The organism is Alicycliphilus sp. T452, assembly GCF_054512775.1.
In genome coordinates this window covers 47,405-73,397 of record NZ_JBTNEH010000018.1, presented here as the reverse complement: position 1 = coordinate 73,397, position 25,993 = coordinate 47,405, and the positions used below count along the sequence as shown (strand labels likewise).

Sequence of the window (25,993 nt, the reverse complement as noted above, 5' to 3'; positions counted from 1 at the left end):
AGTGAAAAAGGGTTTCACCTAGATTACTAACCCATCGGTCATTAACTGAGCCGTTGTGGCTCATCGCCTGCCATGCCTTTACTTCCAGCCTTCGTGCGGCCCCGGTCGGGGCTTTTTTTGTCGCCGGGCCGCCCCAAGACAAAAAGCGGCCCCCTTGGGGGGCAGCGAACCACGCATTGCGGGGAGCGTGGGGGCATTCTGCTGTGGGCCCTCGGCGTCAGCCTGGGGCTGCTGGCGGGCTGTTCGCGCCAGCAGCCCGCGCCCGAGCCCGTGCGGGCGGTCAAGCTGCTGACCGTGGCCGCGTCGCCCCTTCAGATGCAGCTGGAGTACGCGGGCGAGGTGCGCGCGCGCGTGGAGTCGCGCCTGTCCTTCCGCGTGGCGGGCAAGATCGTGCAGCGCCAGGCCGAGCTGGGCCAGCGCGTGCAGGCCGGGCAGCTGCTGGCCCGGCTCGACGCGCGCGACTACGAGCTGGCCACGCAGGCCGCGCGCGCCCAGGTGGCGGCCGCCACCACGCAGCGCGACCTGGCGGCGGCGGACTTCGAGCGCTTCTCGCAGCTCAAGGCGCAGAACTTCATCAGCGGCGCCGAGCTGGACCGGCGCCAGGCGCAGCTCAAGTCGGCCCAGGCGGCGCTGGAGCAGGCGCGCGCGCAGCTCGCGTCCCAGGGCAACCAGGCCGACTACACGCGCCTGCTGGCCGACGCGGACGGCGTGGTGACGGGCATAGACGCCGAGCCCGGCCAGGTGGTGGCCGCCGGCACGCCCGTGGTGCGCGTCGCGCGCGACGGCCCGCGCGACGCGGTGTTCTACGTGCCCGAGGACAAGGTGGGCCAGCTGCGCGTGGGGCAGGCCGTGCAGGTGCGCGCCTGGTCGGCGGGCGCGCCGATGCCGGGCAAGGTGCGCGAGGTGGCGGCCAGCGCCGACCCGGTGACGCGCACCTTCCTCGTCAAGGTGGCGGTGGACGGCGGCGACGTGCCGCCGCTGGGCGCCACCGTCTACGTGGCGCCGCAGGCTTTCGCGCACGGCGGCGTGCAGGCCATGCGCCTGCCCACGAGCAGCCTGCGCCAGGAGGGCGGGCAGACCGCGGTCTGGGTGTACGAGCCCGGCGAGGGCGGCGGCGGCACGGTGCGCTCGCAGGTGGTGCAGATCGCCACGGCCGACGGCAACGAGGCCGTGATCGCCGCGGGCCTGGCGCCCGGCATGCAGGTGGTGGCCACCGGTGTGCATGCGCTGGCGCCGGGGCAGAAGGTGACGGTCTACAAGCCAAAATCGCCTCAAGCGCCCGAAGGGCAAGCGTCGGCAGCTATGAATGCGGGAGCGTCTGCGGCACCGGCCGCGGCGCGTTGAGGGGGCGCCATGTCGCAAATGGAACCCCGCAAGGGCTTCAACCTGTCCCTGTGGGCGCTGAACCACGTGGCCCTGACGCGCTACCTGATGGTGGTGCTGATGGTGCTGGGCGTCGCCGCCTACTTCCAGCTGGGGCAGGACGAGGACCCGCCCTTCACCTTCCGCGCGATGGTGGTGCGCACCTACTGGCCCGGCGCCACGGCGCAGCAGGTGGCCGAGCAGGTGACCGACAAGCTCGAACGCACGCTGCAGGAGGTGCCCTACGCCGACAAGATCCGCAGCTACAGCAAGCCGGGCGAGTCGCAGATCATCTTCGAGATCAAGGACTCGTCGCGGCCCGCCGAAGTGGCCAACGTCTGGTACCAGGTGCGCAAGAAGATCGGCGACATGCGCTACCAGCTGCCGGGCAACATCCAGGGCCCGTTCTTCAACGACGAGTTCGGCGACGTGTTCGGTGTGATCTACGCGCTGCAGGGCGAGGGCTTCAGCTACGCCGAGCTCAAGGACTTCGCCGACGAAGTGCGCCAGCAGCTGCTGCGCGTGAAGGACGTGGCCAAGGTCGAGCAGTTCGGCGTGCAGGACGAGAAGGTCTGGGTCGAGGTTTCGCAGAAACGCCTGGCCCAGCTGGGGCTGGACTTCAACGCGGTGCTGCAGCAGCTGGGCGCGCAGAACGCGGTGGAGAGCGCGGGCGTGATCCAGTCGCCGCAGGACATGGTGCAGGTGCGCGTGGGCGGGCAGTTCACCAGCGTGGAGCAGCTGCGCGCCATGCCGATACGCGGCGCCTCGGGGGCGCAGCTGCGCCTGTCCGACATCGCCGAGGTGCGCCGCGGCTACGTGGAGCCGCCGTCGGTCAAGGTGCGCTTCCAGGGCCGGGAGGCCATAGGCCTGGGCATCTCCATGGCCAAGGGCGGGGACATCATCGCCCTGGGCAAGGCGCTGCGCGCAGCGGCGGCCGGCATCCAGGCGCGCCTGCCCGCGGGCGTGCAGCTGCACCAGGTGCAGGACCAGCCGGCGTCCGTGGCCGCCTCGGTGAACGAGTTCGTCAAGGTGCTCATCGAGGCCGTGGTCATCGTGCTGGGCGTGAGCTTCGTGTCGCTGGGGCTGCACAAGGGCGGGCGCTTCGGCTGGCACATCGACTACCGGCCCGGCCTGGTGGTGGGCATCACCATCCCGCTGGTGCTGGCCGTCACCTTCCTGGCCATGCATTACCTGGGCATAGGGCTGCACAAGGTGTCGCTGGGTTCGCTCATCATCGCCCTGGGGCTGCTGGTGGACGACGCCATCATTGCCGTGGAGATGATGGTGCGCAAGATGGAGGAGGGCTACGACAAGGTGCGCGCCGCCACCTTCGCCTACGACGTGACGGCCAAGCCCATGCTGACGGGCACGCTGATCACGGCGGCGGGCTTCCTGCCCATCGGCATCGCCAAGTCGGTCACGGGCGAATACACCTTCGCTATCTTCGCCGTGACGGTGATCGCGCTGGTGCTGTCGTGGATCGTCTCGGTCTACTTCGTGCCCTACCTGGGCACGCTGCTGCTCAAGGTCAAGCCCCACGATCCCGACGCGCCGCCGCACGAGCTGTTCGACACGCCGTTCTACAACCGCTTCCGCGCCACCGTGAACTGGTGCGTGCAGCACCGCTGGATCACCATAGGCGCCACCGTCGCCATCTTCGCGCTGGGCATCGCGGGCATGGGGCGCGTGCAGCAGCAGTTCTTCCCGGATTCGAGCCGGCCCGAGATCATGGTGGACCTCTGGTTCCCCGAGGGCACCGCCTTCGCCGCCAACGAGGCCGTCACCAAGCGCCTGGAGCGGCGCCTGATGGAGCAGGACGGCGTGGAAAGCGTGGCCGCCTGGGTGGGCTCGGGCACGCCGCGCTTCTACCTGCCGCTGGACCAGGTGTTCCCGCAGAGCAACGTGTCGCAGTTCATCGTGCTGGCCAAGGGCCTGCCCGAGCGCGAGGCCCTGCGCCTGAGCCTGCCCAGGCTGCTGGCCGAGGAGGTGCCCGAGGCGCGCGGCCGCGTGAAGCTGCTGCCCAACGGGCCGCCCGTGCCGTACCCCGTGCAGTTCCGCGTGCTGGGCGGCGACCCGGCCACGCTGCGCCTGCGCGCCGACGAGGTCAAGGCCGCGATGCGCGCCAACGCCAACCTGGTCGGCGTGAACGACAACTGGAACGAGTCGGTGAAGGTGGTGCGCCTGGAGGTGGACCAGGACAAGGCGCGCGCGCTGGGCGTGACCAGCCAGTCCATCGCCCAGGCCTCGCGCATCATGTTCACGGGCACCACCGTGGGCCAGTACCGCGAGAACGACAAGCTCATCGACATCGTGCTGCGCCAGTCGCCCGACGAGCGCGAGGCCATCTCCGACATCGCCAACGCCTACCTGCCCACGGCCTCGGGGCGCTCGATACCGCTCACGCAGATCGCCAGGCCCGTGTTCACCTGGGAGCCGGGCGTGATGTGGCGCTGGAGCCGCGACTACGCCATCACCGTGCAGGGCGACCTGGTGGAAGGCCTGCAGGGTGCCACCGTCACCGCCCAGCTGCTGCCCGAGCTGCGCGCGCTGGAGGCGCGCTGGCGCGCGGCGGGCGACAACGGCGTGCGCATCGAGGTGGCGGGCGCGGTGGAGGAGAGCAGCAAGGGCTCGGCCTCCATCGTGGCCGGGGTGCCGGTGATGCTGTTCATCGTCTTCACGCTGCTCATGCTGCAGCTGCACAGCTTCAGCCGCTCGGTGCTGGTGTTCCTCACCGGGCCGCTGGGCATCGCGGGCGTGGCAGCGGCGCTGCTGCTCCTGAACCGGCCGTTCGGCTTCGTGGCGCTGCTGGGCGTGATCGCGCTCATGGGCATGATCCAGCGCAACTCGGTGATCCTGATCGACCAGATCGAGATCGACCGCGCGGCCGGCGTGCCCACCTGGAACGCCATCGTGGAGGCGGCGGTGCGGCGCCTGCGCCCCATCGTTCTCACGGCCGCGGCGGCGGTGCTGGCCATGATCCCGCTCTCGCGCAGCGTGTTCTGGGGGCCGATGGCCGTGGCCATCATGGGCGGGCTGGTCGTGGCCACCGTGCTCACGCTGCTGGCGCTGCCCGCCATGTACGCGGCCTGGTTCCGCGTGCGCAGGCAGTAGGCATCGGCGGTGGGTATGCGCAACAAGGTAAAATCTATGGTTTACCTAATTCACCCGGTCGGCTGGCTACCAGGCCCGTCGGCCGGATGGCGAGAGCAGCGCGGGTGGCGAAATTGGTAGACGCACCAGGTTTAGGTCCTGACGCCAGCAATGGTGTGGGGGTTCGAGTCCCCCCCCGCGCACCACAAGACCGAGGCACAGCCCGGCACACTACCTGACACTAGGAACAACCATGGCCGTAACTGTTGAAACCCTTGAGAAGCTCGAGCGCAAGATCACGCTGAGCCTGCCCGTGACCACCATCCAGAGCGAAGTGGATGCGCGCTTGAAGCGCCTGGCGCGCACCGTCAAGATGGACGGCTTCCGTCCCGGCAAGGTTCCCATGAGCGTGGTGGCCCAGCGCTACGGCTACTCGGTGCAGTACGAGGTGCTCAACGACAAGGTCGGCGAGGCCTTCGCCCAGGCCGCCAATGAAGCGCAGCTGCGCGTGGCGGGCCAGCCGCGCATCACCGAGAAGGACGGATCTCCCGAGGGCCAGGTGACCTTCGATGCCGTGTTCGAGGTGTTCCCCGAGGTGAAGATCGGCGACCTGTCCACCGCCGAGGTGGACAAGCTCTCGGCCGACGTCACCGAGGCCGCCATCGACAAGACCCTGGACATCCTGCGCAAGCAGCGCCGCAGCTTCGCGCAGCGCGCCCAGGGCGCGCCCGCCGAGGATGGCGACCGCGTGACCGTGGACTTCGAGGGCAAGATCGACGGCGAGCCCTTCCAGGGCGGCAAGGCCGAGGACTTCCAGTTCCTGGTCGGCGAAGGCCAGATGCTCAAGGAATTCGAGGACGCCGTGCGCGGCATGAAGTCGGGCGAGAGCAAGACCTTCCCGCTGGCCTTCCCCGAGGACTACCATGGCAAGGACGTGGCCGGCAAGACGGCCGACTTCCTGGTCACCGTCAAGAAGATCGAGGCCGCCCACCTGCCCGAGGTGAACGAGCAGCTGGCCAAGTCGCTGGGCATCGCCGACGGCACGGTCGAGGGCCTGCGCGCCGACATCAAGAAGAACCTGGAGCGCGAGGTCAAGTTCCGCCTGCTGGCCCGCAACAAGCAGGCCGTGATGGACGCCCTGGTGGCCAAGGCCGAACTGGACCTGCCCAACGCCAGCGTGCAGTCCGAGATCGCCCGCCTGCTCGAAGGCGCGCGCGCCGAACTCAAGCAGCGCGGCGTCAAGGATGCCGACAAGGCCGAAATCCCCGAGGACGTGTTCCGCCCCCAGGCCGAGCGTCGCGTGCGCCTGGGCCTGGTGGTCGCTGAACTGGTGCGCGCCAACGACCTGCAGGCCAAGCCCGAGCAGCTCAAGGCCCACATCGACGAACTGGCCGCCAGCTACGAGAAGCCCGAGGACGTCGTGCGCTGGTACTTCAGCGACCGCCAGCGCCTGGCCGAGGTCGAGGCCGTGGTCATCGAGAACAACGTCACGGACTTCGTCCTGGGCAAGGCCAAGGTCAACGAGAAGGCCGTGTCCTTCGACGAACTGATGGGCCAGGCCTGATACACCCTGGCGGCGTGCCCTGCAGTGGCGTGCCGCAGGTGGGTCTTGCGGGGCTTGTGCTTTGCTGCACAAGCCCCATTTATTTTCTGGGTACAGTACCGCCCCTGACTGGAGAAATACATGAGCGCACTGGAAACGCAGGCCCTGGGCATGATTCCCATGGTCATCGAGCAATCGGGCCGCGGGGAGCGGTCCTACGACATCTATTCACGCCTGCTCAAGGAGCGCGTGATCTTCCTGGTGGGGGAGGTCAATGACCAGACCGCCAACCTGGTTGTGGCGCAGCTGCTGTTCCTGGAGAGCGAGAACCCGGACAAGGACATCTCGTTCTACATCAACTCCCCGGGCGGCAGCGTGACGGCCGGCATGGCCATCTACGACACCATGCAGTTCATCAAGCCCGACGTGTCCACGCTGTGCTGTGGCTTTGCCGCCAGCATGGGTGCCTTCCTGCTGGCCGCCGGCGCCAAGGGCAAGCGCTTCTCGCTGCCCAACTCCAAGATCATGATCCACCAGGTGCTGGGCGGCGCGCGTGGCCAGGCGACCGACATCGAGATCCACGCCCGCGACATCCTGCGTACCAAGGACCAGATGAACCGCATCCTGGCGGAGCGCACCGGCCAGTCGATCGAGAAGGTGAAGGCCGATACCGAGCGCGACTACTTCATGACCGCCGACGAGGCCAAGGACTATGGGCTGGTCGACCAGGTGATCTCCAAGCGTTCCTGACCGTCAGGCTTGCCGGGCCCGGCGTTTCCCGCAGGGGAAACGCCGTTTTTATTTCGTTATCATCTTGACAACATCCCCTGTCATAAGGCACTGCTTCCATGGCCGATAAAAAAGGCTCCTCCAGCGAAAAAACCCTTTACTGCTCTTTCTGCGGCAAAAGCCAGCACGAGGTAAAGAAGCTGATCGCCGGCCCGTCAGTCTTTATTTGCGACGAGTGCATTGACCTGTGCAACGAGATCATCCGCGACGAGCAGCCTCCGGGTGAAGCCGCGCGCGAGGGGCGCGGCGATCTGCCCACGCCGGCCGAGATCAAGGCCAACCTCGACAGCTACGTGATCGGCCAGGAAAAGGCCAAGCGCACGCTGGCTGTGGCCGTGTACAACCACTACAAGCGCCTGCGCCACAAGGACAAGGCCGGCAAGGACGACGTGGAACTGTCCAAGAGCAACATCCTGCTCATCGGCCCCACGGGCTCGGGCAAGACGCTGCTGGCGCAGACGCTGGCGCGCCAGCTCGACGTGCCCTTCGTGATGGCCGACGCCACCACGCTGACCGAGGCCGGCTACGTGGGCGAGGACGTGGAGAACATCGTCCAGAAGCTCCTCCAAAGCTGCAACTACGACGTGGAGCGCGCCCAGCGCGGCATCGTCTACATCGACGAGATCGACAAGATCAGCCGCAAGTCCGACAACCCCAGCATCACGCGCGACGTGTCGGGCGAGGGCGTGCAGCAGGCGCTGCTCAAGCTCATCGAGGGCACCATGGCCAGCGTGCCGCCCCAGGGCGGGCGCAAGCACCCGAACCAGGACTTCCTGCAGATCGACACGACCAACATCCTGTTCATCTGCGGCGGCGCGTTCGCGGGCCTTGAGAAGGTGATCGAAAACCGTACCGAGGCGTCGGGCATAGGCTTCGGCGCGGCGGTCAAGAGCAAGAAGCAGCGCTCGCTCACCGAGGTGTTCCAGGACATCGAGCCCGAGGACCTCATCAAGTTCGGCCTGATCCCCGAGCTGGTGGGCCGCATGCCCGTGGTGACGGCGCTGGCCGAGCTCGGCGAGGACGCCCTGGTGCAGATCCTCACCGAACCCAAGAATGCGCTGGTCAAGCAGTACAGCAAGCTGCTCGCCATGGAGGGCGTGGACCTGGAGATACGCCCCGCGGCGCTCAAGGCCATCGCGCGCAAGGCCATTGCCCGCAAGACCGGTGCCCGCGGGCTGCGCTCCATTCTGGAGCAGGCCCTGATCGGCACCATGTTCGATCTGCCCAATGTGTCCAACGTGGAGAAGGTCGTGGTGGACGAGGCCACCATCGAGGAAAGCAAGGCGCCGCTGCTGCTCTACCGCGAGGCGGCCAAGACGGCCTGAGGCCAGCCGGGCCGGCGCTTTCGCCGCGGCGGCCAGGCGGCCGTTGCGCCCGAGCGGCCGAGCCGCTGGATTGAAAACGTTGTCCATGGCCCCACTTCCATGGACACAACTGAGGATTCCCCATGTCCGGACATACACCCCTGCCCGCTACCCCCCTGGATCTGCCATTGTTGCCGCTGCGCGACGTGGTGGTGTTTCCCCACATGGTGATCCCCCTTTTCGTGGGGCGCCCCAAGAGCATCAAGGCCCTGGAAATGGCCATGGACGCAGACCGCAGCATCATGCTGGTGGCCCAGAAGGCTGCCGCCAAGGACGAGCCCCAGGTGTCGGACATGTTCGAGGTGGGTTGCGTCTCCAACATCCTGCAGATGCTCAAGCTCCCCGACGGCACGGTGAAGGTGCTGGTCGAGGGCCAGCAGCGCGCCCAGGTGACCATGGTGCACGATGCGGAAACGCACTTCACGGCCACGGTGACGCCGGTGCAGGAAGAGGCGGAGGACGGCAAGTCGAGCGAAATCGAAGCACTGCGCCGTGCCGTGATGCAGCAGTTCGACCAGTACGTGAAGCTCAACAAGAAGATCCCGCCGGAAATCCTGACCTCGATCGCGAGCATCGACGACCCGGGCCGCCTGGCAGACACCATTGCCGCCCACCTGCCGCTCAAGCTGGAGAACAAGCAGCGCGTGCTCGATATGGCGGGCATCAAGCAGCGGTTGGAAGACCTCTTCGAGCAGCTCGACCGCGAGGTGGACATCCTCAACGTGGACAAGCGCATCCGCGGCCGCGTGAAGCGACAGATGGAAAAGAGCCAGCGCGACTTCTATCTGAACGAGCAGGTCAAGGCCATCCAGAAGGAGCTCGGCGAGGGCGAGGAAGGCGCGGACATCGAAGAGATCGAGAAGAAGATCAAGTCCGCCAAGATGCCTGCCGAGGCGCGCAAGAAGGCCGAAGGCGAGTTCAAGAAGCTCAAGCTCATGTCGCCCATGTCGGCGGAGGCCACGGTGGTGCGCAACTACATCGACGTGCTCACCAGCCTGCCTTGGAGCAAGAAGACCAAGATCAAGCACGACCTGGCGCTTGCGGAGAACGTGCTCAACGAGGACCACTACGGTCTGGACAAGGTCAAGGACCGCATCCTGGAATACCTCGCGGTGCAGCAGCGCGTGGACAAGGTCAAGGCGCCCATCCTGTGCCTCGTGGGTCCTCCGGGCGTGGGCAAGACCTCGCTGGGCCAGTCCATCGCCAAGGCCACGGGGCGCAAGTACGTACGCATGGCGCTGGGCGGCATGCGCGACGAGGCGGAAATCCGCGGCCACCGCCGCACCTACATCGGCGCCATGCCGGGCAAGGTGCTGCAAAGCCTGGGCAAGGCCGGCACGCGCAACCCGCTGTTCCTGCTCGACGAGATCGACAAGCTGGGCACGGACTTCCGAGGCGATCCGTCCAGCGCATTGCTGGAGGTGCTCGACCCGGAGCAGAACCACAAGTTCGGCGACCACTACGTCGAGGTGGACTTCGACCTGTCCGACGTGATGTTCGTCGCCACGTCGAACTCGATGAACATCCCGCCGGCCCTGCTCGACCGCATGGAGGTGATCCGCCTCTCGGGCTACACGGAGGACGAGAAGACCAACATCGCCATCAAGTACCTGCTGCCCAAGCAGATGACCAACAATGGCGTCAAGGACGAGGAGTTGCGCGTGACCGAATCGGCCGTGCGCGACATCGTGCGCTACTACACGCGCGAGGCGGGAGTGCGCTCGCTGGAGCGCGAGCTCTCCAAGATCTGCCGCAAGGTGGTCAAGGGCCTGCAGCTCAAGAAGCTGCAGGCGCCGGTCGAGGTATCGGCGGACAACCTGTCCGAATACCTGGGCGTGCGCAAGTTCAGCTACGGACATGCCGAGAAGCAGAACCAGGTGGGTCAGGTGGTCGGGCTGGCGTGGACCGAGGTGGGCGGCGACCTGCTCACGATCGAGGTGGCCACCATGCCGGGCAAAGGCAACATCACGCGCACGGGTTCGCTCGGGGACGTGATGAAGGAGTCCGTCGAGGCGGCACGCACCGTGGTGCGCAGCCGTGCGCGCCTGCTGGGCATCCGTGACGACGCCTTCGAGAAGCGCGACCTGCACATCCACGTGCCCGATGGCGCCACGCCCAAGGACGGTCCGAGCGCAGGCATCGCCATGACCACGGCCATCGTCTCCGCGCTGACCGGCATACCCGTGCGCGCCGATGTGGCCATGACGGGCGAAATCACGCTGCGCGGCGAGGTGACCGAGATCGGCGGCCTGAAAGAAAAGCTGCTGGCGGCCTTGCGCGGCGGCATCAAGACGGTGCTGATACCCGAAGCCAACGTCAAGGACCTGCAGGAGATACCGGATAACGTGAAGAGCGGCCTGGAGATCGTGCCCGTGAAGTGGATCGACAAGGTGCTCGAACAGGCGCTTGAACGTAAACCAACGCCACTGGCCGAGGAGGATGTGGCCCCGGCCGTCCCTGTGGCGGCTGCACGTGAGGCGGTGACAGGCTCTGTTAAGCATTAATGGAAAAGATGCGCAGATTTTTTGTGCGGCCCAGAAAATAGGCTACAATTCGCTCCATCGACGCTAAACGTTGTACAATGCAAGGCTTCGGTAAATGCGGGAATAGCTCAGTTGGTAGAGCGCAACCTTGCCAAGGTTGAGGTCGTCGGTTCGAGACCGATTTCCCGCTCCAGGTTCGAGCAAAAAGGGGAAGCTTTTGCTTCCCTTTTTTGTCAAGAAGCAGGGTTCGGCGCGGTAGCAAAGCGGTTATGCACCGGATTGCAAATCCGTTGAGGCCGGTTCGACTCCGGCCCGCGCCTCCACAAAAACCCGTATTACACATAAGAAAGCCGCTACGTAAAAAATAGCGGCTTTTCTCTTTTCGGGCCTTGAATGCGGTTCAAGCCGATTCGCTGCCACTTCGAATCGGTAGCGCTGCTACTGTCTGACGGATCGTTGGTGCATACTCGACCGCCATTTCTTCACTGTTCCACCCGCGCCGCCGCCGGGCAAGGACGGATCCCATGACTGCACACCATGCCGACATCGATGCGCTGCGGCGCCTGATCTTTGGGCGCGCCACTTGCCGCTCCTACCTGCCTGACCCCGTGTCCGAGGCTGTGATCCGCAGCATCGTGGAAGTAGCGCGCGGCACCGCCTCGTGGTGCAACACGCAGCCCTGGGACCTGGTGGTCACTTCGGGCGAGAGTACCGACAGGTTCCGTGACGCGCTGATGGAGCAGGCGCGCCGGTACCCCGGGCTGGATTCCGACTTTCCGTTTCCGGACGAATACAAGGGCGTGTACCTGGACCGCCGTCGCCGCGCGGGCCTGCAGCTCTACGAGGTGCTGGGCATAGCCCGGAGCGACAAGGAGCGGCGCGACGCCCAGTCGTTCGAGAATTTCCGCTTGTTCGGTGCGCCGCACGTGGCGATCGTCACCGTGCCGCAGGAACTGGGCGCGTATGGCGCTGTGGATGCGGGCGGCTTCGTCAGTTCCTTCCTGCTCTCGGCTCAGGCCCACGGCGTAGCCACCACGCCTCAGGCGGCGCTGGCAATGCAGTCGGGGTTCATCCGCCGGTACTTCGGCATGCCCGAAGGGCGCAAGGTAGTGTGCGGCATCTCCTTCGGCTATCCCGATGTGGAGCACCCGGTGAACGGCTACCGTACCGAACGCGCCGGGGTGGATGACATCCTGAGGCTGGTATGACCCCATGTCCATGCTGCAGACGCTGCATGATGCGGTGCGCGACTGCGCAGTCTGAAGGAAAGGCGCAATCAAGGTGCCCGTCATCCGTGGCGGTGGGCGCGCCTTCTGTGCGGACAACGACCTCGAGTCGCCGGCTTGAAAGCACGTGGGTTTGGGTTGTTTCTTGAAATCGACCGGAAATCGATGCTAGAATCCAAATCTTTCCGAAATGCATTGCGTAATGGCGGTGTGTTGAGGGAGTGCGGGAATAGCTCAGTTGGTAGAGCGCAACCTTGCCAAGGTTGAGGTCGTCGGTTCGAGACCGATTTCCCGCTCCAGATATTCCAAGGGAAGCCTAGGCTTCCCTTTTTTATTGGCTGAAATGGTCGCTCAGTGGCGTGCAAAGGCGCGGCGAGGCATTGCACTCACGTGCTGCTCCAGTTACCCTGCGCCGATGTACCCTGCCGGGTGGCGGGCGCCCCGATGGTGAAATTGGTAGACACTGCGGACTTAAAATCCGCCGCTTCCTGCAAAGGGGCGTGCCGGTTCGACCCCGGCTCGGGGCACCATGAAGATTCGATATGTCACATTACACCGCTCCTTTTGAAATCCATGTCCACGGCCAGGTGCAACTGCGGGCCGATGTGGACTTCAACCAGATCCAGGAGGCGCTCAAGCCGCTGTGGAAATACGCCGGGGCGCGCTCGCTTGCCGATGGCGCGGCCAGTGCCTATGAGGAGGAGCCGGGCATCCAGTTCGACGCCAAGGAGCATGTGCTGCAGATGTGCTGGACGGTGAGCGGAGATGAGGATTTCCGCCAGTCGCTCGATGAGATGTGCATGAGCCTCAATGAGTTGGCCGAGCAGGGCGCGGCCATCGAGGTGACCTTCTACGATACCGAATTCGATGAGGAAGAGGCCCCCGAGGACGAGGACGCGCGCGACGATTTCGTGATGCTGTTCGTGGGGCCGACGCCCGCCGCCATCATGCAGGTGCAGCGCGACCTGCTGGTGCAGGATGTGGTCAACCTCATGGAGCGCCACTTCGATGGCTCGCAACTGGGGGGAGTGGTGTCGGAAATCGACAAGCTGTTCTCGCAGCGGTTCGACGCGCTGGTGAACTCGCTGGAGATCGGCAAGCCTCCGCGCGGCCTGGGCGGGCAGGGCGGCAGCGGCCATGGCGGCGGCCGCCGCCCGCGACACCTGCATTGACCCGCATCCCCCGGCGGCGCAGCGGCGCCGGTCGCCGCATCGGGGCGGACCTCGCTCCTTGACGCGCGGTGCCCGGGCAGCCCTGGTGGTCGTGCCGGGTCTATTCGTGCGCAGCCCTCGGCGGACCGTTGCCACGCCCACAATAGCGCCATGTCCGCAACGCACTCCGATGAACTGCTCGCCCAGGTGGCGGCCCTGCCTCCGCTGCCCGGGGTGTACCGCTATTTCGACGCGCAGGGCGCGCTGCTGTACGTGGGCAAGGCCCGCAACCTGAAAAAGCGCGTCAGCAGCTACTTCGCCAAGCAGCATGGCGGCACGCGCATCGGCCACATGGTGGGCAAGATCGTGCGCCTGGAAACGACAGTGGTGCGCTCCGAGGCGGAGGCGCTGCTGCTGGAAAACAACCTCATCAAGTCGCTCGGCCCCAAGTACAACATCCTGTTTCGCGACGACAAGAGCTATCCCTATCTCAAGATCACCGGCGTGGCCGAAAGGGACGGCGAGGGCGACGCGCCGGGCCAGCGCTATCCGCGGATCGCGTATTACCGGGGATCGGTGGACAAGCGCCACCGCTACTTCGGCCCCTATCCGGGAGCCTGGGCGGTCAAGGAGACCATCCAGCTGCTGCAGAAGGTGTTCCGCCTGCGTACCTGCGAGGATACGGTGTTCGCCAATCGTACGCGTCCCTGCCTGCTCTACCAGATCAAGCGCTGCACGGCGCCCTGCGTGGGGCTGATCTTGCCCGAGAGCTATGCCGGCGACGTGCGCAGCGCCGAGGCCCTGCTGCGCGGCGAAACGCAGGAGCTGCTCCAGGAGCTGGAGCGGCGCATGCTGGCGCACTCCGAGCGGCTGGAGTTCGAGCTGGCGGCCGAGGTGCGCAACCAGATCACGGCGCTGTCGCGCGTGCTGCACCAGCAGGCCGTGGAGAGCGTCTCGGACAAGGACGTGGACATCCTCGCCGTGAAGGTGGCAGGCGGGCGCGCCTGCGTGAACCTGGCCATGGTGCGCGGCGGCCGCCACCTGGGGGACAGGGCCTATTTCCCCGTGCATGTCGAAGACGCTGCGGGCGTGTTCCAGTTGGAGGATCAGGAGGAGGGCGCAGGCGCGGCGCAGCCCGATTGCCCCGTGGAGGCGCAGGTGCTCGAAGCCTTCATGGCCCAGCACTACCTGGGCGTGCCCGTGCCGCCCACGCTGATCACGAGCCTGCCGGTGGAGCAGCGGCTGCTGGAGGCCTTGTCGGAGCAGAGCGGCGTGCGCGTGACCGCCGTGCACCAGCCGCGCGAGCAGCGCCGCGCGTGGCTGGAGATGGCGCAACAGAATGCCGAGATCCAGCTGGCCCGGTTGCTGGCCGAGGAAGGCTCGCAGCGGGCGCGCACGCGCGCTCTGGCTGAGGCGCTGGATCTGGATGCCGAGGACCTGGATCGGTTCACGATCGAGTGCTTCGACATCTCGCATACTGCAGGCGAGGCCACGCAGGCCTCGTGCGTGGTGTTCCATCACCACAAGATGCAGGGCAGCGAATACCGCCGCTTCAAGATCGACGGCATCACCGGCGGAGACGACTACGCCGCCATGCGCCAGGTGTTGACGCGGCGCTACAGCAAGGTGGCCGAGGCGCAGCGCGAGGCCGGCGGCGCCGAGGTGCCCGACAAGCGCGCGCGCCTGCCCGACCTGGTGCTGGTCGACGGCGGCAAGGGGCAGGTGAGCATGGCGCGCGAGGTGTTCACGGAGCTGGGGCTGGATATCTCGCGCATCGTGGGCGTGGAAAAGGGCGAGGGGCGCAAGGTGGGCCTGGAGGAACTGGTGTTCGCCGACGGGCGCGAGAAGGTCTATCTCGGCCGCGACTCGGCGGCGCTGATGCTGGTGGCCCAGATCCGCGACGAGGCGCACCGCTTCGCCATCACCGGCATGCGCGCGGCCCGCGCCAAGGCGCGCACGGGTGGCAGCCGGCTGGAGGATATTCCCGGGGTGGGGCCCAAGAAGCGCGCGCGCCTGCTGCAGCGCTTCGGCGGCGTGCGCGGCGTCGCTGACGCAAGCGTGGCCGACCTGGCGACGGTGGAAGGCATCTCCCATGGCCTGGCCGAGGAAATCTACCACGCCCTGCGCTGAACGGCCGCCGCGGTGGGGCATCGCGATGCATGACACAATCGCTCCCCATGTTTTTCACCATTCCCACGATCATGACCTGGACGCGCATCGTCGCGATACCCTTGATCGTGGGCGTGTTCTATGCGCCGATGGAGCCGGCCACGCGCAACCTCATCGCCACGGCGATGTTCGTGGTGTTTGCCGCCACCGACTGGCTCGATGGCTTTCTTGCGCGCAAGCTCAACCAGACGTCTGCCTTTGGCGCCTTTCTCGATCCGGTGGCGGACAAGTTTCTCGTCTGTGCATCGCTGCTGGTATTGGTGCACATGCAGCGCGCCGATGTCTTCGTGGCCCTCATCATCATTGGCCGCGAGATCGCCATCAGCGCGCTGCGCGAGTGGATGGCGCAGATCGGCGCGAGCAAGAGCGTGGCCGTGCACATGCTGGGCAAGCTCAAGACCACGGTGCAGATGGTTGCAATTCCTTTCCTGCTCTATGACGGACGATTGTTCAACATCATCGACACTGGCGTGTGGGGCACCTGGCTCATCTGGCTCGCGGCCGTGCTGACCGTGTGGTCCATGGTGTACTACCTGCAAAAAGCCTTGCCCGAGATACGTGCCCGTGTCGCCAAATAGCCTTGCCTGAGGTGTCGTTGCAACACGGCCGGGCCTGGAGTACGGCCCTGGTGCCGTTTGTCAATACGGAATCCGCCTAGCGCCAGCGTTTGCGAGACAAAACAGGGGGAAGAGCCCTGGAGCACCATGCAAATGCGACTAGAATCCGCAGCCATGCTGTCGCTGTGGCGGTACGTCTTATTGACACCCTACAGGGCGATGGTTTTAATCTGCGACAGCAATTTCTGCCGCTGTTCCAGTATTTTCATGCGCTGGCCGCCATTGGCATCACGCCAGTGGCGCAAGGCATTGAAGATCAGATTTGCATAAGACATTCATCCACTCTTTTCCCGAGGGGCTTCCTGTGAACAAATCCGAATTGATAGAGCACATCGCTTCCCAAGCAGATATCTCCAAGGCCGCTGCGACGCGTGCCCTGGAGTCCACGATCGACGCGGTCAAGAAGACCCTGAAGAAGGGTGGGACGGTGTCGCTGGTCGGTTTCGGGACCTTCGCCGTTGGCAAGCGCGCCGCCCGTACCGGCCGCAATCCCCGCACGGGCGCTACGATTAAAATCAAGGCTGCTAAAGTGCCGAAGTTCCGTCCAGGCAAGGCGTTGAAGGACGCCCTGAACTGATTGTGAGATATGGGGGGTGCTTAGCTCAGTTGGTAGAGCGGCGCCCTTACAAGGCGTAGGTCAGCGGTTCGACCCCGTTAGCACCCACCACCCCAGACAAAGGCGAACGCGAGTTCGCCTTTTCTTTTGCAGCCGTTGAAAGATCGACCATGTTGGAATCCATCCGCAAGCACACCAAGTGGGTGATGGGCTTGCTGTTCTTGCTGATCATTCCCTCGTTCATCCTCGTGGGGATAGACCGGAACTACTTTGGCGGAGGCAGCCCGGTCGTGGCGCGGGTGGATGGCAAGGACATCACACAGGCCGACTGGGACAACGCGCACCGCGTGGAAAGCGACCGCATCCGTGCGCAGTCGCCGGGCATCGATGCCAAACTGCTCGATTCGCCGCAGGCGCGCTACGCCACGCTGGAGCGCCTGGTGCGCGACCGCGTGCTGCAGGTTGCCGCGCAGAAGATGCACATGCTGACCAGCGATGCGCGTTTGGCGCGCGAACTGCAAAGCATTCCCCAGATCGCCGCGCTCAAGCGCCCGGACGGTACGCTGGACGCCGAGGCCTACCGCGCCCTGGCGGGTTCCCAGGGCCTCACCCCGGAGGGCCTGGAGGCGCGCATGCGCCACGACATATCGGTCAATCAGGTCATGGGTAGCGTGGTGGCATCCGCATTCGCCGGCCCCGCGGAATCCAAGCTCGCGCTGGATGCCATCTTCCAGCGCAGGGAGATCCAGGTTGCGCGATTCAATCCATCGACTTACGTGTCCAAGGTCACGGTGGCGGACGCCGATCTCGAAGCCTACTACAAGGCCCATCCCGCCAAATTCCAGCAATCGGAGCAGGCCACGGCGGAATACGTCGTTCTGGACCTGGATGCGGTGAAGGCCGGCATCACGCTCAACGAGGACGATCTGCGCACCTATTACAAGGAAAACCTCGGCCGCCTGTCCGGCAAGGAGGAGCGCCGCGCAAGCCACATCCTGGTCAGCGCGGCCAAGGATGCACCCGCTGCCGAGCGCGAAAAGGCCAAGGCCAAGGCGCAGGAACTGCTGGCGGAGGTGCGCAAGGCGCCCGGCCGCTTTGCCGAGATCGCCAGGAAGGAGTCGCAGGACACCGGCTCGGCCGCTTCCGGCGGGGACCTGGGATTCTTTGGCCACGGCGCCATGGTCAAGCCGTTCGAAGATGCGGTGTTCTCGCTGAAGAAGGGCGAGATCAGCGACGTGGTGGCAACCGACTTCGGCTACCACGTCATCATGCTCACCGACATCAAGACTCCGCGCCAGCCGAGCTTCGAGGAGCTGCGCCCGTCGCTGGAGGCGGAGCTCAAGCAGCAGCAGGCGCAGCGCAAGTTCGCCGAGGTGGCCGAAACCTTTGCCAACGCGGTCTACGAGCAGCCGGACAGCCTGCAGCCGGTGGCGGACAAGCTCAAGCTCAAGATCCATACCGCCACGGGAGTGACGCGTGTGCCGTCCCCGGGTGCGAAGGGCGCATTGGCCAACCCGCGCTTGCTGGAGGTGCTGTTCCAGCCGGACTCGGTGCAGAACAAGCGCAACACCGAAGCCATCGAGATCGGCAACAGCACCCTGGCGGCGGCGCGGATCACCGCTTATCAGCCTGCCATGACGCTGCCGCTGGACAAGGCGCGCGAACAGGTGCGCTCGCTCTACGTCGCGGACAAGTCCGCGGAGCTCGCGCGGCAGGACGGCCAGGCCAGGCTGTCTGCCTGGAAGGCCAGTCCCGACGGCGCCGCGGGCCTTTCCGCCCCCGTGACGGTGTCCCGCGACCGCCCGCAGAACCAGCCGCGCGCGGTGGTCGATGCGGCCCTGCGGGCACCCACGGACAAGCTGCCCGCCTGGACCGGCGTGGACCTTGCGGAGCAGGGCTATGCCGTGCTGAAGGTCAACCGCATCGTGCCGCGGGACGCCGCGGATGAAGCGACGGCGCGCATGGAGCGCGAGCAGTACCTGCAGCTCTGGGTCTCGGCCGAAGCGCAGGCGTACTACGAGTTGCTCAAGCAGCGCTTCAAGGTGCAGATCAAGGCGCCGCGTCCGGCGGCGCAAGGCGAGTCGCAAAGCTGACAAGGTCTGCGAGAAGCGAAATGACCTTGCTCCTCTGCGTTCCTGGAGGGCAAGGTGCTCGCACTGCATGCCCGCCGCTGCCAGTCGCCGCCGTGGTGCGCAACGCAGGCAGCCATGTGAGCCAGACGTCGTTACCGTCAGTGCAGTGAAATAGAGTATTCCAAAGTCTATCGGCGGAGGCAGGTGCGCGCACCCACCGTCTGGCGGCCCAAGATCCAGTCGACGACGCCGGTAGGCATCCGCGGTGCGGGCCACCCTTCGATACAGCCCGGAGATTGCGAAAAAGGCTCCAGAGGGCCGGGAAGAAGTGCATGTCCTCCCGGCGTACCTCACTTCTTGGCGACGAGCGGGCAACCTCCTTCGGCCATAGGGCGGAAGGCTTCCTCGGCCGGAATGCTCACCAGCTTCTTGTAGTAGTCATAGGGGCCTGTTGACTCGCTGGGCTTCTTTACTTCGAACAGATGGACCGGGTGGGTTTTGCGCCCATCCTCCCGGACCTTGCCCTTGCCGAAGAGCGGATCGTCGGTCGGCAGTTCCTTCATTTTGGCAACCACCTTGGCCCCATCGTCGGTCTTGACAGCTTCGACCGACTTCAGGTAGTGCAGCACGGAGGAATAGACGGCTGCGTGGTCCGCACTCGGGTACTTTCCGCCGTTCAGCGGAGCAAAGCGGGCGGTCCAGGCACGCGTCTCGTCGTTCAGGTCCCAGTAGAAGGATTCTGCGATGTTCAGGCCCTGCGCTCGTTGCAGCCCCAGGCTATGTACGTCGGGAAGAAAGATCAACAGGCCGGCCAGCCGCTGCCCGCCCTTCACGATTCCAAACTCTGCGGCTTGCTTGACCGCGTTGATGGTGTCGCCGCCCGCGTTGGCCAGGCCAATGACCTTGGCTTTCGACGCTTGCGCCTGCAGCAGGAAGGACGAGAAGTCCGGCGTGTTCATCGGTGCCTTGACGCTCCCGATCACCTTGCCGCCCGAAGCCTTCACCACGTTGGCGGTGTCGCGCTCGAGCGCGTGGCCGAACGCATAGTCGGCGGTCAGGAAGAACCACGTGTCGCCACCGCTCTTGACCACCGCGCGCCCGGTACTGTGGGCCAGCATCCAGGTGTCGAAGAGCCAGTGCACGGTGGTTGGCGAGCAGTCCTTGCCAGTGAGATCGGGGCTGCCGGCGCCCGTGTTGATGTAGGCCTTGCCTTTTTCACGTGCGACCTGGTTGACGGCCAGGGCGACCGACGAAACGGGCACGTCGACGATCATGTCGACGCCGTCGGTGTCGAACCACTTGCGCGCGGTGACCGCACCCACGTCGGGCTTGTTCTGGTGGTTGGCCGAAACCACTTCTACCTTGAGGCCCGATTTGCTGGCCCTGAGAAAATCCTCTGCGGCCATCTTTGCGGCCACGACCGAGCCTGGTCCGGCAATTTCGGAGAACGGACCGGACATGTCGTTCATGACTCCGATGCGGATCACGTTGTCCGATATCTGGGCCTGGACGGTGCTCAGGCTCAGCATGCCAACCGCGGCCAGTGCCGCGCAGATCATCTTTTGCTTCATCGTTGAGTCTCCTTCGGTTAGAGCGGATCAAAAAAAGAATCGGGAAATTTGCGCGTCGCCTCGAAAGACGATGGTGCATGTGCCGTCGGCGTCGTGGACCTATACGCTCAGGCAAACAGGGGAGTGGAGCCGGTCAGCCGTCTTCATAACGAGGTGCGCGCTTCTCGGCGAACGCGCGGATGCCTTCGTCGGCGTCGTGCGACAACAGAACGTCGGCGAACGCCCGGCGTTCGTCGGCCAATGCGTCCTGGAGTTCGTCATAGCGCGCGCGGCGGAGCAGTGCCGTGCTGGCGCGCACCGATTTGGGCGCCCGGCTCGCCACGGCGGCGGCGATTTCCAGTGCGCGGGGAATCAGTGCGTCGGGCTCCGTGATCTGGCTGATCAGCCCTGCCTCCAGCGCACGCGTCGCGCCAATGGGCTCGCCAGTGAGGATCATCTCTGCAGCCAGGGCGACCGGAATGGTTCTCGGCAGGCGGGTGCAACCTCCGCCCCCTGCCAGCACACCGACCTTGATCTCAGGCAGACCGAAGCGGGCGCTGCTCGAGGCGATGCGCATGTCGCAGGCCAAGGCGATCTCCAGGCCGCCGCCCAACGCCACACCGTTGATCGCAGCCAGAATGGGCTTGGACGTCGCAATGCGATGGGTGATGCCGCAGAACTGCGGGTCGTCGCGCTGGGCCGCCATGTTGCGCTTGAGGTGGGGAAGCAATTCGGGAATGTCGGCTCCTGCGCAGAAGGCCCGGTTGCCTGCGCCCGTTACCACGATGCAGCGCACGCCTGCGTCTGCGTCGAGCTCGGCAAAGGCCTGCGCCATCTTGCGGTCGGTCGCCGGATCGATGGCGTTGTGTTTCTCAGGACGCGAAATCGTCAGAAGCCCGACACCGGGGGCAGGCCTCGTGATCTCGATGGAGTCTTGCATGGGGGAATTCCTTTGGCTGTTTGCCTTGAGAGTCATTCGTAGGCATGCTAGCATAAACGGACGGACGACCGTATTGTGATCAATCATGAGAGAGCAACCATGAGTGCTAACCCCGAAACCATCTCGTTCAGCGCGATCGAGACTCAGCCCTGGGATGTCCTGCAGCGCGGCCAGGAAGTGCTGCTCCGGCAGCAGTTGAAGTACCTCGTCGATCATTCCGATTTCTATCAGGCCAAGATGCAGGCGGCCGGCGTCGATCTCGCTTCGGTTCTGACTCTGGCGGACATGGCCCGCGTGCCCTTCACTTACAAGCAGGAACTGCGCGAGAGCCTCGCTGCAGCGCCTTTGCTGGGCCTGCACCGGGCGGCGCCCATGTCCGAAATCGTTCAGATCCAGGCTTCGTCGGGCACGACGGGCAGTCCGGCCTACGTCGGCCTCACCCGTTCCGACCGGGCAGCCTGGTCGGAGGTCACCGCGCGCGGCTTGTTTGCCTGTGGCGTGCGCCCGCATGACCTGGTGCTTCACGCCTTCTCGATGAGCAAGGGCTTTGTCGGCGGCATTCCCATCTACCAGGGCGTGACACAGGTTGGCGCCATCGACATCCCCATCGGCGCCGATGGCGGGGCGGACCGGCTGCTGATCGCGGCGCGTGATGCACGGCCGCGCTGCATTGTCGGCACGCCCAACTTCCTTCTTTATCTGGCCGGCATTGCCAAGGACGTGGTGGGCCTGACGGCCAGCGAGCTCGGGGTCGAGCGTCTGATCGTTGGTGGCGAGCCTGGCGGCGGCAACCCGGCCATCCGAGCCGCGCTCGAGGAAGCGTGGGGTGCTACCTGCTGCGAACTGATGGGCGGTACCGATCTCGGATGCGTCTACTGGGCGGAGTCGGATGATCAGAAGGGGATGTACTTCGTCGCCCCCGATCACATTCTGGTCGAACTGGTGGACCCTGAAAGCCTGGCGCCGCTGCCCTGGACCGAAGGGGCGACGGGAGAACTGGTCTATACCTCGTTGCAGCGCCAGGCTTCGCCCGTCCTGCGCTTCCGTTCGGGCGACCACGTCACGGTCACCGCCATGGGCGGTCCCGGCGGACGCACCACGCCGGCGATTCGCTGCTTCGGGCGCACCGACGACATGCTGATCGTCCGCGGGGTCAACATCTTCCCGTCGGCCGTGCAGGACATCGTTTCGGCGATGGCGCCTCTGGTCGGTGGTGCGGTGCGGGTGCTCGCGGACTTCGAGGGGCATACGACCCAGGGCAACCTCAAGCTGCTGGTCGAGCGTGCATCGGGGCAAGGTGCCGAAGCCGATGCCCAGACGGCGCGCCAGGTCGAGGTGCGCGTGCGCAATGCGCTGTCGGTCAAGGCCGAGGTGCACATGGTGCGCCACGGCTTCTTCGCGGCACCCGGCGCGCAGAAGGTCGCGCTGACGCTGCGGCAAATGCCGGACATCAATGGCTGAGAGTGGATCGGAGCAAGCTGTGGAAACCAAGGACAGTGACGTGAATGCCCAGGCCTATCGCCTGCTGATCGAGGATCTTGCCGAGGCGCGCCAGCGTGCCTGGCTCGGCGGCAGCGAAAGCGCGCGCAAGAAACATCACGAGCGCAACCGCCTGCTGGTGCGCGAACGCATCGACCTGCTGCTGGACGAGGGCTCTCCGTTCGTGGAGCTTGCCGAGCTGGCTGGCGAAGGCATGTACGACGGCGTGGCTCCGGGCGCCGGCATCGTCACCGGCGTCGGGCTGATTCAGCAGCGCGCATGCATGGTGATTGCCAATGACCCCACGGTGAAAGGCGGGACTTACTTCGGCATGACGTGCCGCAAGCATGTTCGCGCACAGCAGTTCGCACTGCAGCACCGGCTGCCCTGCATCACGCTGGTGGACAGCGGCGGTGCCTTCTTGCCGGACCAGGCCAATATCTTTCCCGACGACGGCCTGTTCGGAAGCATCTTCCGCAACCAGGTCGAAATGTCCGCGCAGGGTATCGCGCAGATTGCCGTGGTGCTGGGTGCCTGCACGGCAGGCGGAGCCTACATTCCGTCGCTGTGCGATGAGATCGTGATCGTTCGCGGCAAGGGATTCATGTTCCTTGGCGGCCCGCAACTGGTTCAGGCGGCAACGGGCGAGGTGATCGACGCCGAACGTCTGGGCGGTGCCGAGATGCACAGCCGCGTCAGCGGCGTGACCGATCACATCGCCGAGAACGACGGCCAGGCCATGGCCATTGCGCGCCGGCTCGTGGGCGAGTTGCCGCCGATGCCCTCTCCCTTGCGTGACCGTATACCTGCGCAGGGGCCGGCACGCCCCGCGACCGACATCTATGAACTGGTGAGCGCCAATCCGAAGAAGCCGACGCCCACGCGCGAAGTGCTGCGCTGCCTGCTGGATGGCGGCGAGTTGACCGAATTCAAGGCCGAGTTCGGGCCGACGCTGATCACCGGCTTCGCGCGCATCGGCGGATGGCAGGTCGGCGTGCTGGCGAACGATGGCGTGCTCTTCACCGAGAGCGCCGTCAAGGCCACCCACTTCATCGACCTGTGCTGCAAGCGGAACATTCCCTTGCTTTTTCTTGCGGACGTCGCCGGCTTCATGGTCGGTGTGGAGGCTGAACAGGGCGGTATTGCCAAGGCCGGCGCACGGTTCATCACCGCGATGAGTTCGGCCAAGGTGCCGAAGTTCACCGTCATCACCGGCGGCTCCTACGGTGCGGGCAACCTCGCCATGTGTGGACGAGCGTTCCGGCCCAATGCCATGTTCATGTGGCCCAACGGGCGTGCGGCCATCATGGGGCCCGAGCAGGCGGCCACCACGCTGGCGATGGTCAAGAGGCAGAACCTGCAGGCGAAGGGAGTGGACTGGAGTGCCGAGGAAGAGGAGGCTTTCAAGGCACCGATCCGGCAGCAGTATGAAAGCTTTGCCGCGGCCCGCAATTTCGCGCGGCATCTGTGGGTCGACGGCATTCTGGACCCGGTGGAGACCCGCGACACCCTGACGCTGCTGCTCGACCTGGCAGCCAGAGTGCCAGCCGAGAGCACGCAGTTCGGTGTGTTTCGCATGTGAGGACGAAGATGTTCAGCAAAGTCTTGATTGCCAATCGCGGCGAAATCGCCTGCCGCATCGCCCGCACCCTTCGGCGCATGGGCGTCGCAGTGGCCACCGTGCACTCCACCGCCGACGCCAATGCCCTGCATGTCCAGGAGATCGGCGAATCGGTATGGATCGGAGACGGGCCGGCGCGGCAGAGCTACCTCGATATCGATGCCGTGCTGAAGGCCGCGCAGGCCGTGGGCGCCGATGCCATTCACCCGGGCTTCGGCTTCCTGTCGGAGAACCCGCTGCTTGCGCGGCGTTGCGCCGAATTCGGCATCACCTTCATCGGTCCCACGCCTGAAACGCTCGAACTCTTCGGCGACAAGTCGGCGGCCAAGCTGGCCGCGCAGCGGCTGGGCATTCCTACCGCCGGCGGGCTGACCAATGCGACGGAGGAAGTCGAGCGGGTGATGAGCGCCATCAGCGATCTGCCCTTGCCCTGCGTGGTGAAGGCGGTTGCCGGGGGCGGCGGAAAGGGCATGCGTGTGATCCGCAGCATCGAGGCTGCGCGCGGAGCCGTCGAGGCGGCCATCCGTGAAGGCCGCTCCTCGTTTGGCGACGGGCGGGTGATCGTCGAGCGCTACCTGAACAAGCCGCGCCATGTCGAAGTTCAGATCCTGGGCGACGGAGCCGGCAATGTGGTGCACCTCTACGACCGCGAGTGCTCGCTGCAGCGCCGCCACCAGAAGGTGATCGAGGAGGCGCCGGTCTGCAGCATCTCCGACGAACTGAGGCGGCAGCTGTGGGCGCACTCTGTAGCGCTGGGCGAGGCCGCCAGGTACCTGGGCCTCGGCACGGTCGAGTTCGCCGTCACGCAGGACGCCGCCGTCTTCCTGGAGGTCAACCCCCGGCTGCAGGTCGAGCATCCGGTGACGGAGAGCGTGCTTGGCTTCGACCTGGTTGAGCTGCAGGTGCGCACGATCGCCGATCGCCGGCTGGCAGTGGAGCAGGCGCAGGTGCCTGCGCCTTGCGGCCATGCCGTGCAGGCCCGGTTGTACGCAGAAGACGCGGCGCAGGGTTTTTTGCCCTCCACCGGGCGGATCGAGTCATTCAGCGTCGGGTTGGGCGTGCGGGCCGATAACGGCGTCATCGCGGGTTGCGAGATCAGCCCGCATTACGACCCGATGATTGCCAAACTGATCGCGCACGACAGCACGCGGGAACGTGCGCTGAAACGGCTGCGCGAAGCGCTTCAGCAGACCACGGTGCTGGGCGTGACGAGCAACCGCGCGTTCCTGATCAGCCTGCTCGGCATGCCGCAGGTGGCGGCCAACACCGTCGACACCGAGACCATCGACGAATGGCTCGCCGCGCATGCGAAGTCGCGCGAGTCCGCTGGGCATGTCGCCGCGCTGATGGCTGTCTGGCGCCATGCGGTGCATCGCGCCAGTGCTGCATCGGGCGCGTGGGGCGATGCGGCGTTCACCGGCTGGCGCATGCGGCGCGATCCGGCGGGCAAGGCGGGCACGCTCTCGATCACGCCGCGCTACGACGTCTCGACGCCGTCGGGGCGCTGGCAGGTGGGCTTCGGCGCGACCCGGCCCGATGGCCTGTGGCCTGTTCGCATCGACGATGACTTGTTCGACGTCGGAGTTGGGCAGCCGCTGGCCGATGGAAGCTGGCTGGTGACGCTGGGCCGCCGGACGATGCGCATGTCTGCGCGGTGCCAGGCCGGGCGCGCTTGGGCCGATCTCGAGGACGCCCAGTTGGCGCTGGACATCAAGCCCTTGCACGCTGCGCAGGGGGGCGGGGGCGCGGATCATTCAGGCGTCGCAGTCGCGCCGATGATGGGCCTGATGGTCGCGATCCATGTGGAGGCGGGCCAGAGGGTCGCGGCTGGCGACCGTCTTGCGACGCTCGAGTCGATGAAGATGGAAATGCCTGTCGTGGCGGCTATCGACGGCGTGGTCCGCTGGGTCGGCTGCAGCGTGGGCGGCAAGGTGGAGCGGAATCAGGAACTGTTCCGCATCGCGGACGAGGCTTGAAGAAG

Annotated in this window: 18 protein-coding genes and 6 tRNA genes; 21 read left to right on the top strand and 3 right to left on the bottom strand. The window is 65.8% G+C overall.

Features of this window, described 5'->3' with window-relative positions:
* Positions 1–72: 72 nt before the first annotated feature.
* The 15 genes from ACX12L_RS16135 (at position 73) to pgsA (ending at position 15,755) form a co-directional block, all read left to right on the top strand.
* Positions 73–1,344, top strand: coding sequence for an efflux RND transporter periplasmic adaptor subunit (locus ACX12L_RS16135; RefSeq protein WP_459263475.1), 1,272 nt, complete (start codon positions 73–75; stop codon positions 1,342–1,344).
* A 9-nt stretch (positions 1,345–1,353) separates the two neighbouring features.
* The gene (locus ACX12L_RS16130; RefSeq protein ID WP_459263474.1) at positions 1,354–4,473 is read left to right on the top strand and encodes an efflux RND transporter permease subunit; all 3,120 of its coding nucleotides are present in this window, start codon (positions 1,354–1,356) and stop codon (positions 4,471–4,473) included.
* Positions 4,474–4,571: 98 nt separating this feature from the next.
* Positions 4,572–4,658, top strand: a tRNA-Leu gene (locus ACX12L_RS16125).
* 47 nt (positions 4,659–4,705) lie between these two features.
* Positions 4,706–6,016: a trigger factor gene (gene tig, locus ACX12L_RS16120; RefSeq protein ID WP_459263473.1), complete on the top strand. Its 1,311-nt coding sequence runs from the start codon at positions 4,706–4,708 to the stop codon at positions 6,014–6,016.
* A gap of 120 nt (positions 6,017–6,136) precedes the next feature.
* The gene (clpP, locus tag ACX12L_RS16115; RefSeq protein WP_459263472.1) at positions 6,137–6,745 is read left to right on the top strand and encodes an ATP-dependent Clp endopeptidase proteolytic subunit ClpP; all 609 of its coding nucleotides are present in this window, start codon (positions 6,137–6,139) and stop codon (positions 6,743–6,745) included.
* A 98-nt stretch (positions 6,746–6,843) separates the two neighbouring features.
* Positions 6,844–8,109, top strand: a complete 1,266-nt coding sequence (gene clpX / locus ACX12L_RS16110; RefSeq protein WP_459263471.1) for an ATP-dependent Clp protease ATP-binding subunit ClpX — start codon at positions 6,844–6,846, stop codon at positions 8,107–8,109.
* A gap of 122 nt (positions 8,110–8,231) precedes the next feature.
* Positions 8,232–10,652 (top strand): endopeptidase La, encoded by a 2,421-nt coding sequence (gene lon, locus ACX12L_RS16105; RefSeq protein ID WP_459263470.1) that lies wholly within the window; start codon positions 8,232–8,234, stop codon positions 10,650–10,652.
* Between the two features lie 96 nt (positions 10,653–10,748).
* A tRNA-Gly gene (locus tag ACX12L_RS16100) sits at positions 10,749–10,824 on the top strand.
* A gap of 56 nt (positions 10,825–10,880) precedes the next feature.
* Positions 10,881–10,954: transfer RNA gene (locus ACX12L_RS16095), tRNA-Cys, on the top strand.
* 201 nt (positions 10,955–11,155) lie between these two features.
* Positions 11,156–11,839: a nitroreductase gene (locus ACX12L_RS16090; RefSeq protein ID WP_459263469.1), complete on the top strand. Its 684-nt coding sequence runs from the start codon at positions 11,156–11,158 to the stop codon at positions 11,837–11,839.
* A gap of 241 nt (positions 11,840–12,080) precedes the next feature.
* Positions 12,081–12,156, top strand: a tRNA-Gly gene (locus ACX12L_RS16085).
* 139 nt (positions 12,157–12,295) lie between these two features.
* Positions 12,296–12,387 (top strand) — tRNA-Leu (locus tag ACX12L_RS16080).
* Positions 12,388–12,399: 12 nt separating this feature from the next.
* Positions 12,400–13,029, top strand: a complete 630-nt coding sequence (locus ACX12L_RS16075) for a DUF6806 family protein (RefSeq protein WP_459263468.1) — start codon at positions 12,400–12,402, stop codon at positions 13,027–13,029.
* A 150-nt stretch (positions 13,030–13,179) separates the two neighbouring features.
* Positions 13,180–15,138 carry an excinuclease ABC subunit UvrC gene (gene uvrC / locus ACX12L_RS16070; RefSeq protein WP_459263467.1) on the top strand — a complete coding sequence of 653 codons (1,959 nt, stop codon included), beginning with the start codon at positions 13,180–13,182 and terminating at the stop codon, positions 15,136–15,138.
* Between the two features lie 47 nt (positions 15,139–15,185).
* Positions 15,186–15,755: a CDP-diacylglycerol--glycerol-3-phosphate 3-phosphatidyltransferase gene (gene pgsA, locus ACX12L_RS16065; RefSeq protein WP_094437562.1), complete on the top strand. Its 570-nt coding sequence runs from the start codon at positions 15,186–15,188 to the stop codon at positions 15,753–15,755.
* A 188-nt stretch (positions 15,756–15,943) separates the two neighbouring features.
* On the opposite strand, the gene ACX12L_RS16060 is transcribed toward pgsA, so the two are convergent.
* On the bottom strand, positions 15,944–16,069 hold the full coding sequence (locus ACX12L_RS16060; RefSeq protein WP_459263466.1) for a hypothetical protein: 126 nt from the start codon (positions 16,067–16,069) through the stop codon (positions 15,944–15,946).
* Between the two features lie 29 nt (positions 16,070–16,098).
* Here ACX12L_RS16060 and ACX12L_RS16055 point away from each other — a divergent pair, with 29 nt between their 5' ends.
* From ACX12L_RS16055 to ACX12L_RS16045, 3 genes are all read left to right on the top strand, one after another.
* Positions 16,099–16,371 (top strand): HU family DNA-binding protein, encoded by a 273-nt coding sequence (locus tag ACX12L_RS16055; RefSeq protein WP_013519705.1) that lies wholly within the window; start codon positions 16,099–16,101, stop codon positions 16,369–16,371.
* 14 nt (positions 16,372–16,385) lie between these two features.
* A tRNA-Val gene (locus tag ACX12L_RS16050) sits at positions 16,386–16,461 on the top strand.
* A 59-nt stretch (positions 16,462–16,520) separates the two neighbouring features.
* Entirely contained in the window at positions 16,521–18,443 is a 1,923-nt protein-coding gene (locus tag ACX12L_RS16045; RefSeq protein WP_459263465.1) for a SurA N-terminal domain-containing protein, read from the top strand.
* 329 nt (positions 18,444–18,772) lie between these two features.
* Here the strand turns inward: ACX12L_RS16045 and ACX12L_RS16040 are convergent, their stop codons facing one another.
* Both ACX12L_RS16040 and ACX12L_RS16035 read right to left on the bottom strand, forming a co-directional pair.
* The gene (locus ACX12L_RS16040) at positions 18,773–19,993 is read right to left on the bottom strand and encodes an ABC transporter substrate-binding protein (RefSeq protein WP_459263464.1); all 1,221 of its coding nucleotides are present in this window, start codon (positions 19,991–19,993) and stop codon (positions 18,773–18,775) included.
* A 133-nt stretch (positions 19,994–20,126) separates the two neighbouring features.
* A complete protein-coding gene (locus ACX12L_RS16035; protein ID WP_459263463.1) occupies positions 20,127–20,912 on the bottom strand; it encodes an enoyl-CoA hydratase/isomerase family protein in 786 nt (261 codons plus the stop codon).
* A gap of 99 nt (positions 20,913–21,011) precedes the next feature.
* On the opposite strand from ACX12L_RS16035, the gene ACX12L_RS16030 reads away from it, so the two are divergent.
* From ACX12L_RS16030 to ACX12L_RS16020, 3 genes are read left to right on the top strand one after another with little or no spacing between them, the layout of a single operon-like run.
* The gene (locus ACX12L_RS16030; protein ID WP_459263462.1) at positions 21,012–22,373 is read left to right on the top strand and encodes a phenylacetate--CoA ligase family protein; all 1,362 of its coding nucleotides are present in this window, start codon (positions 21,012–21,014) and stop codon (positions 22,371–22,373) included.
* Positions 22,366–23,973: an acyl-CoA carboxylase subunit beta gene (locus tag ACX12L_RS16025; RefSeq protein ID WP_459263461.1), complete on the top strand. Its 1,608-nt coding sequence runs from the start codon at positions 22,366–22,368 to the stop codon at positions 23,971–23,973. The genes ACX12L_RS16030 and ACX12L_RS16025 overlap by 8 nt, the downstream gene beginning before the upstream one ends.
* Before the next feature lie 8 nt (positions 23,974–23,981).
* Positions 23,982–25,988, top strand: a complete 2,007-nt coding sequence (locus ACX12L_RS16020) for an acetyl/propionyl/methylcrotonyl-CoA carboxylase subunit alpha (RefSeq protein WP_459263460.1) — start codon at positions 23,982–23,984, stop codon at positions 25,986–25,988.
* Positions 25,989–25,993 lie beyond the last annotated feature (5 nt).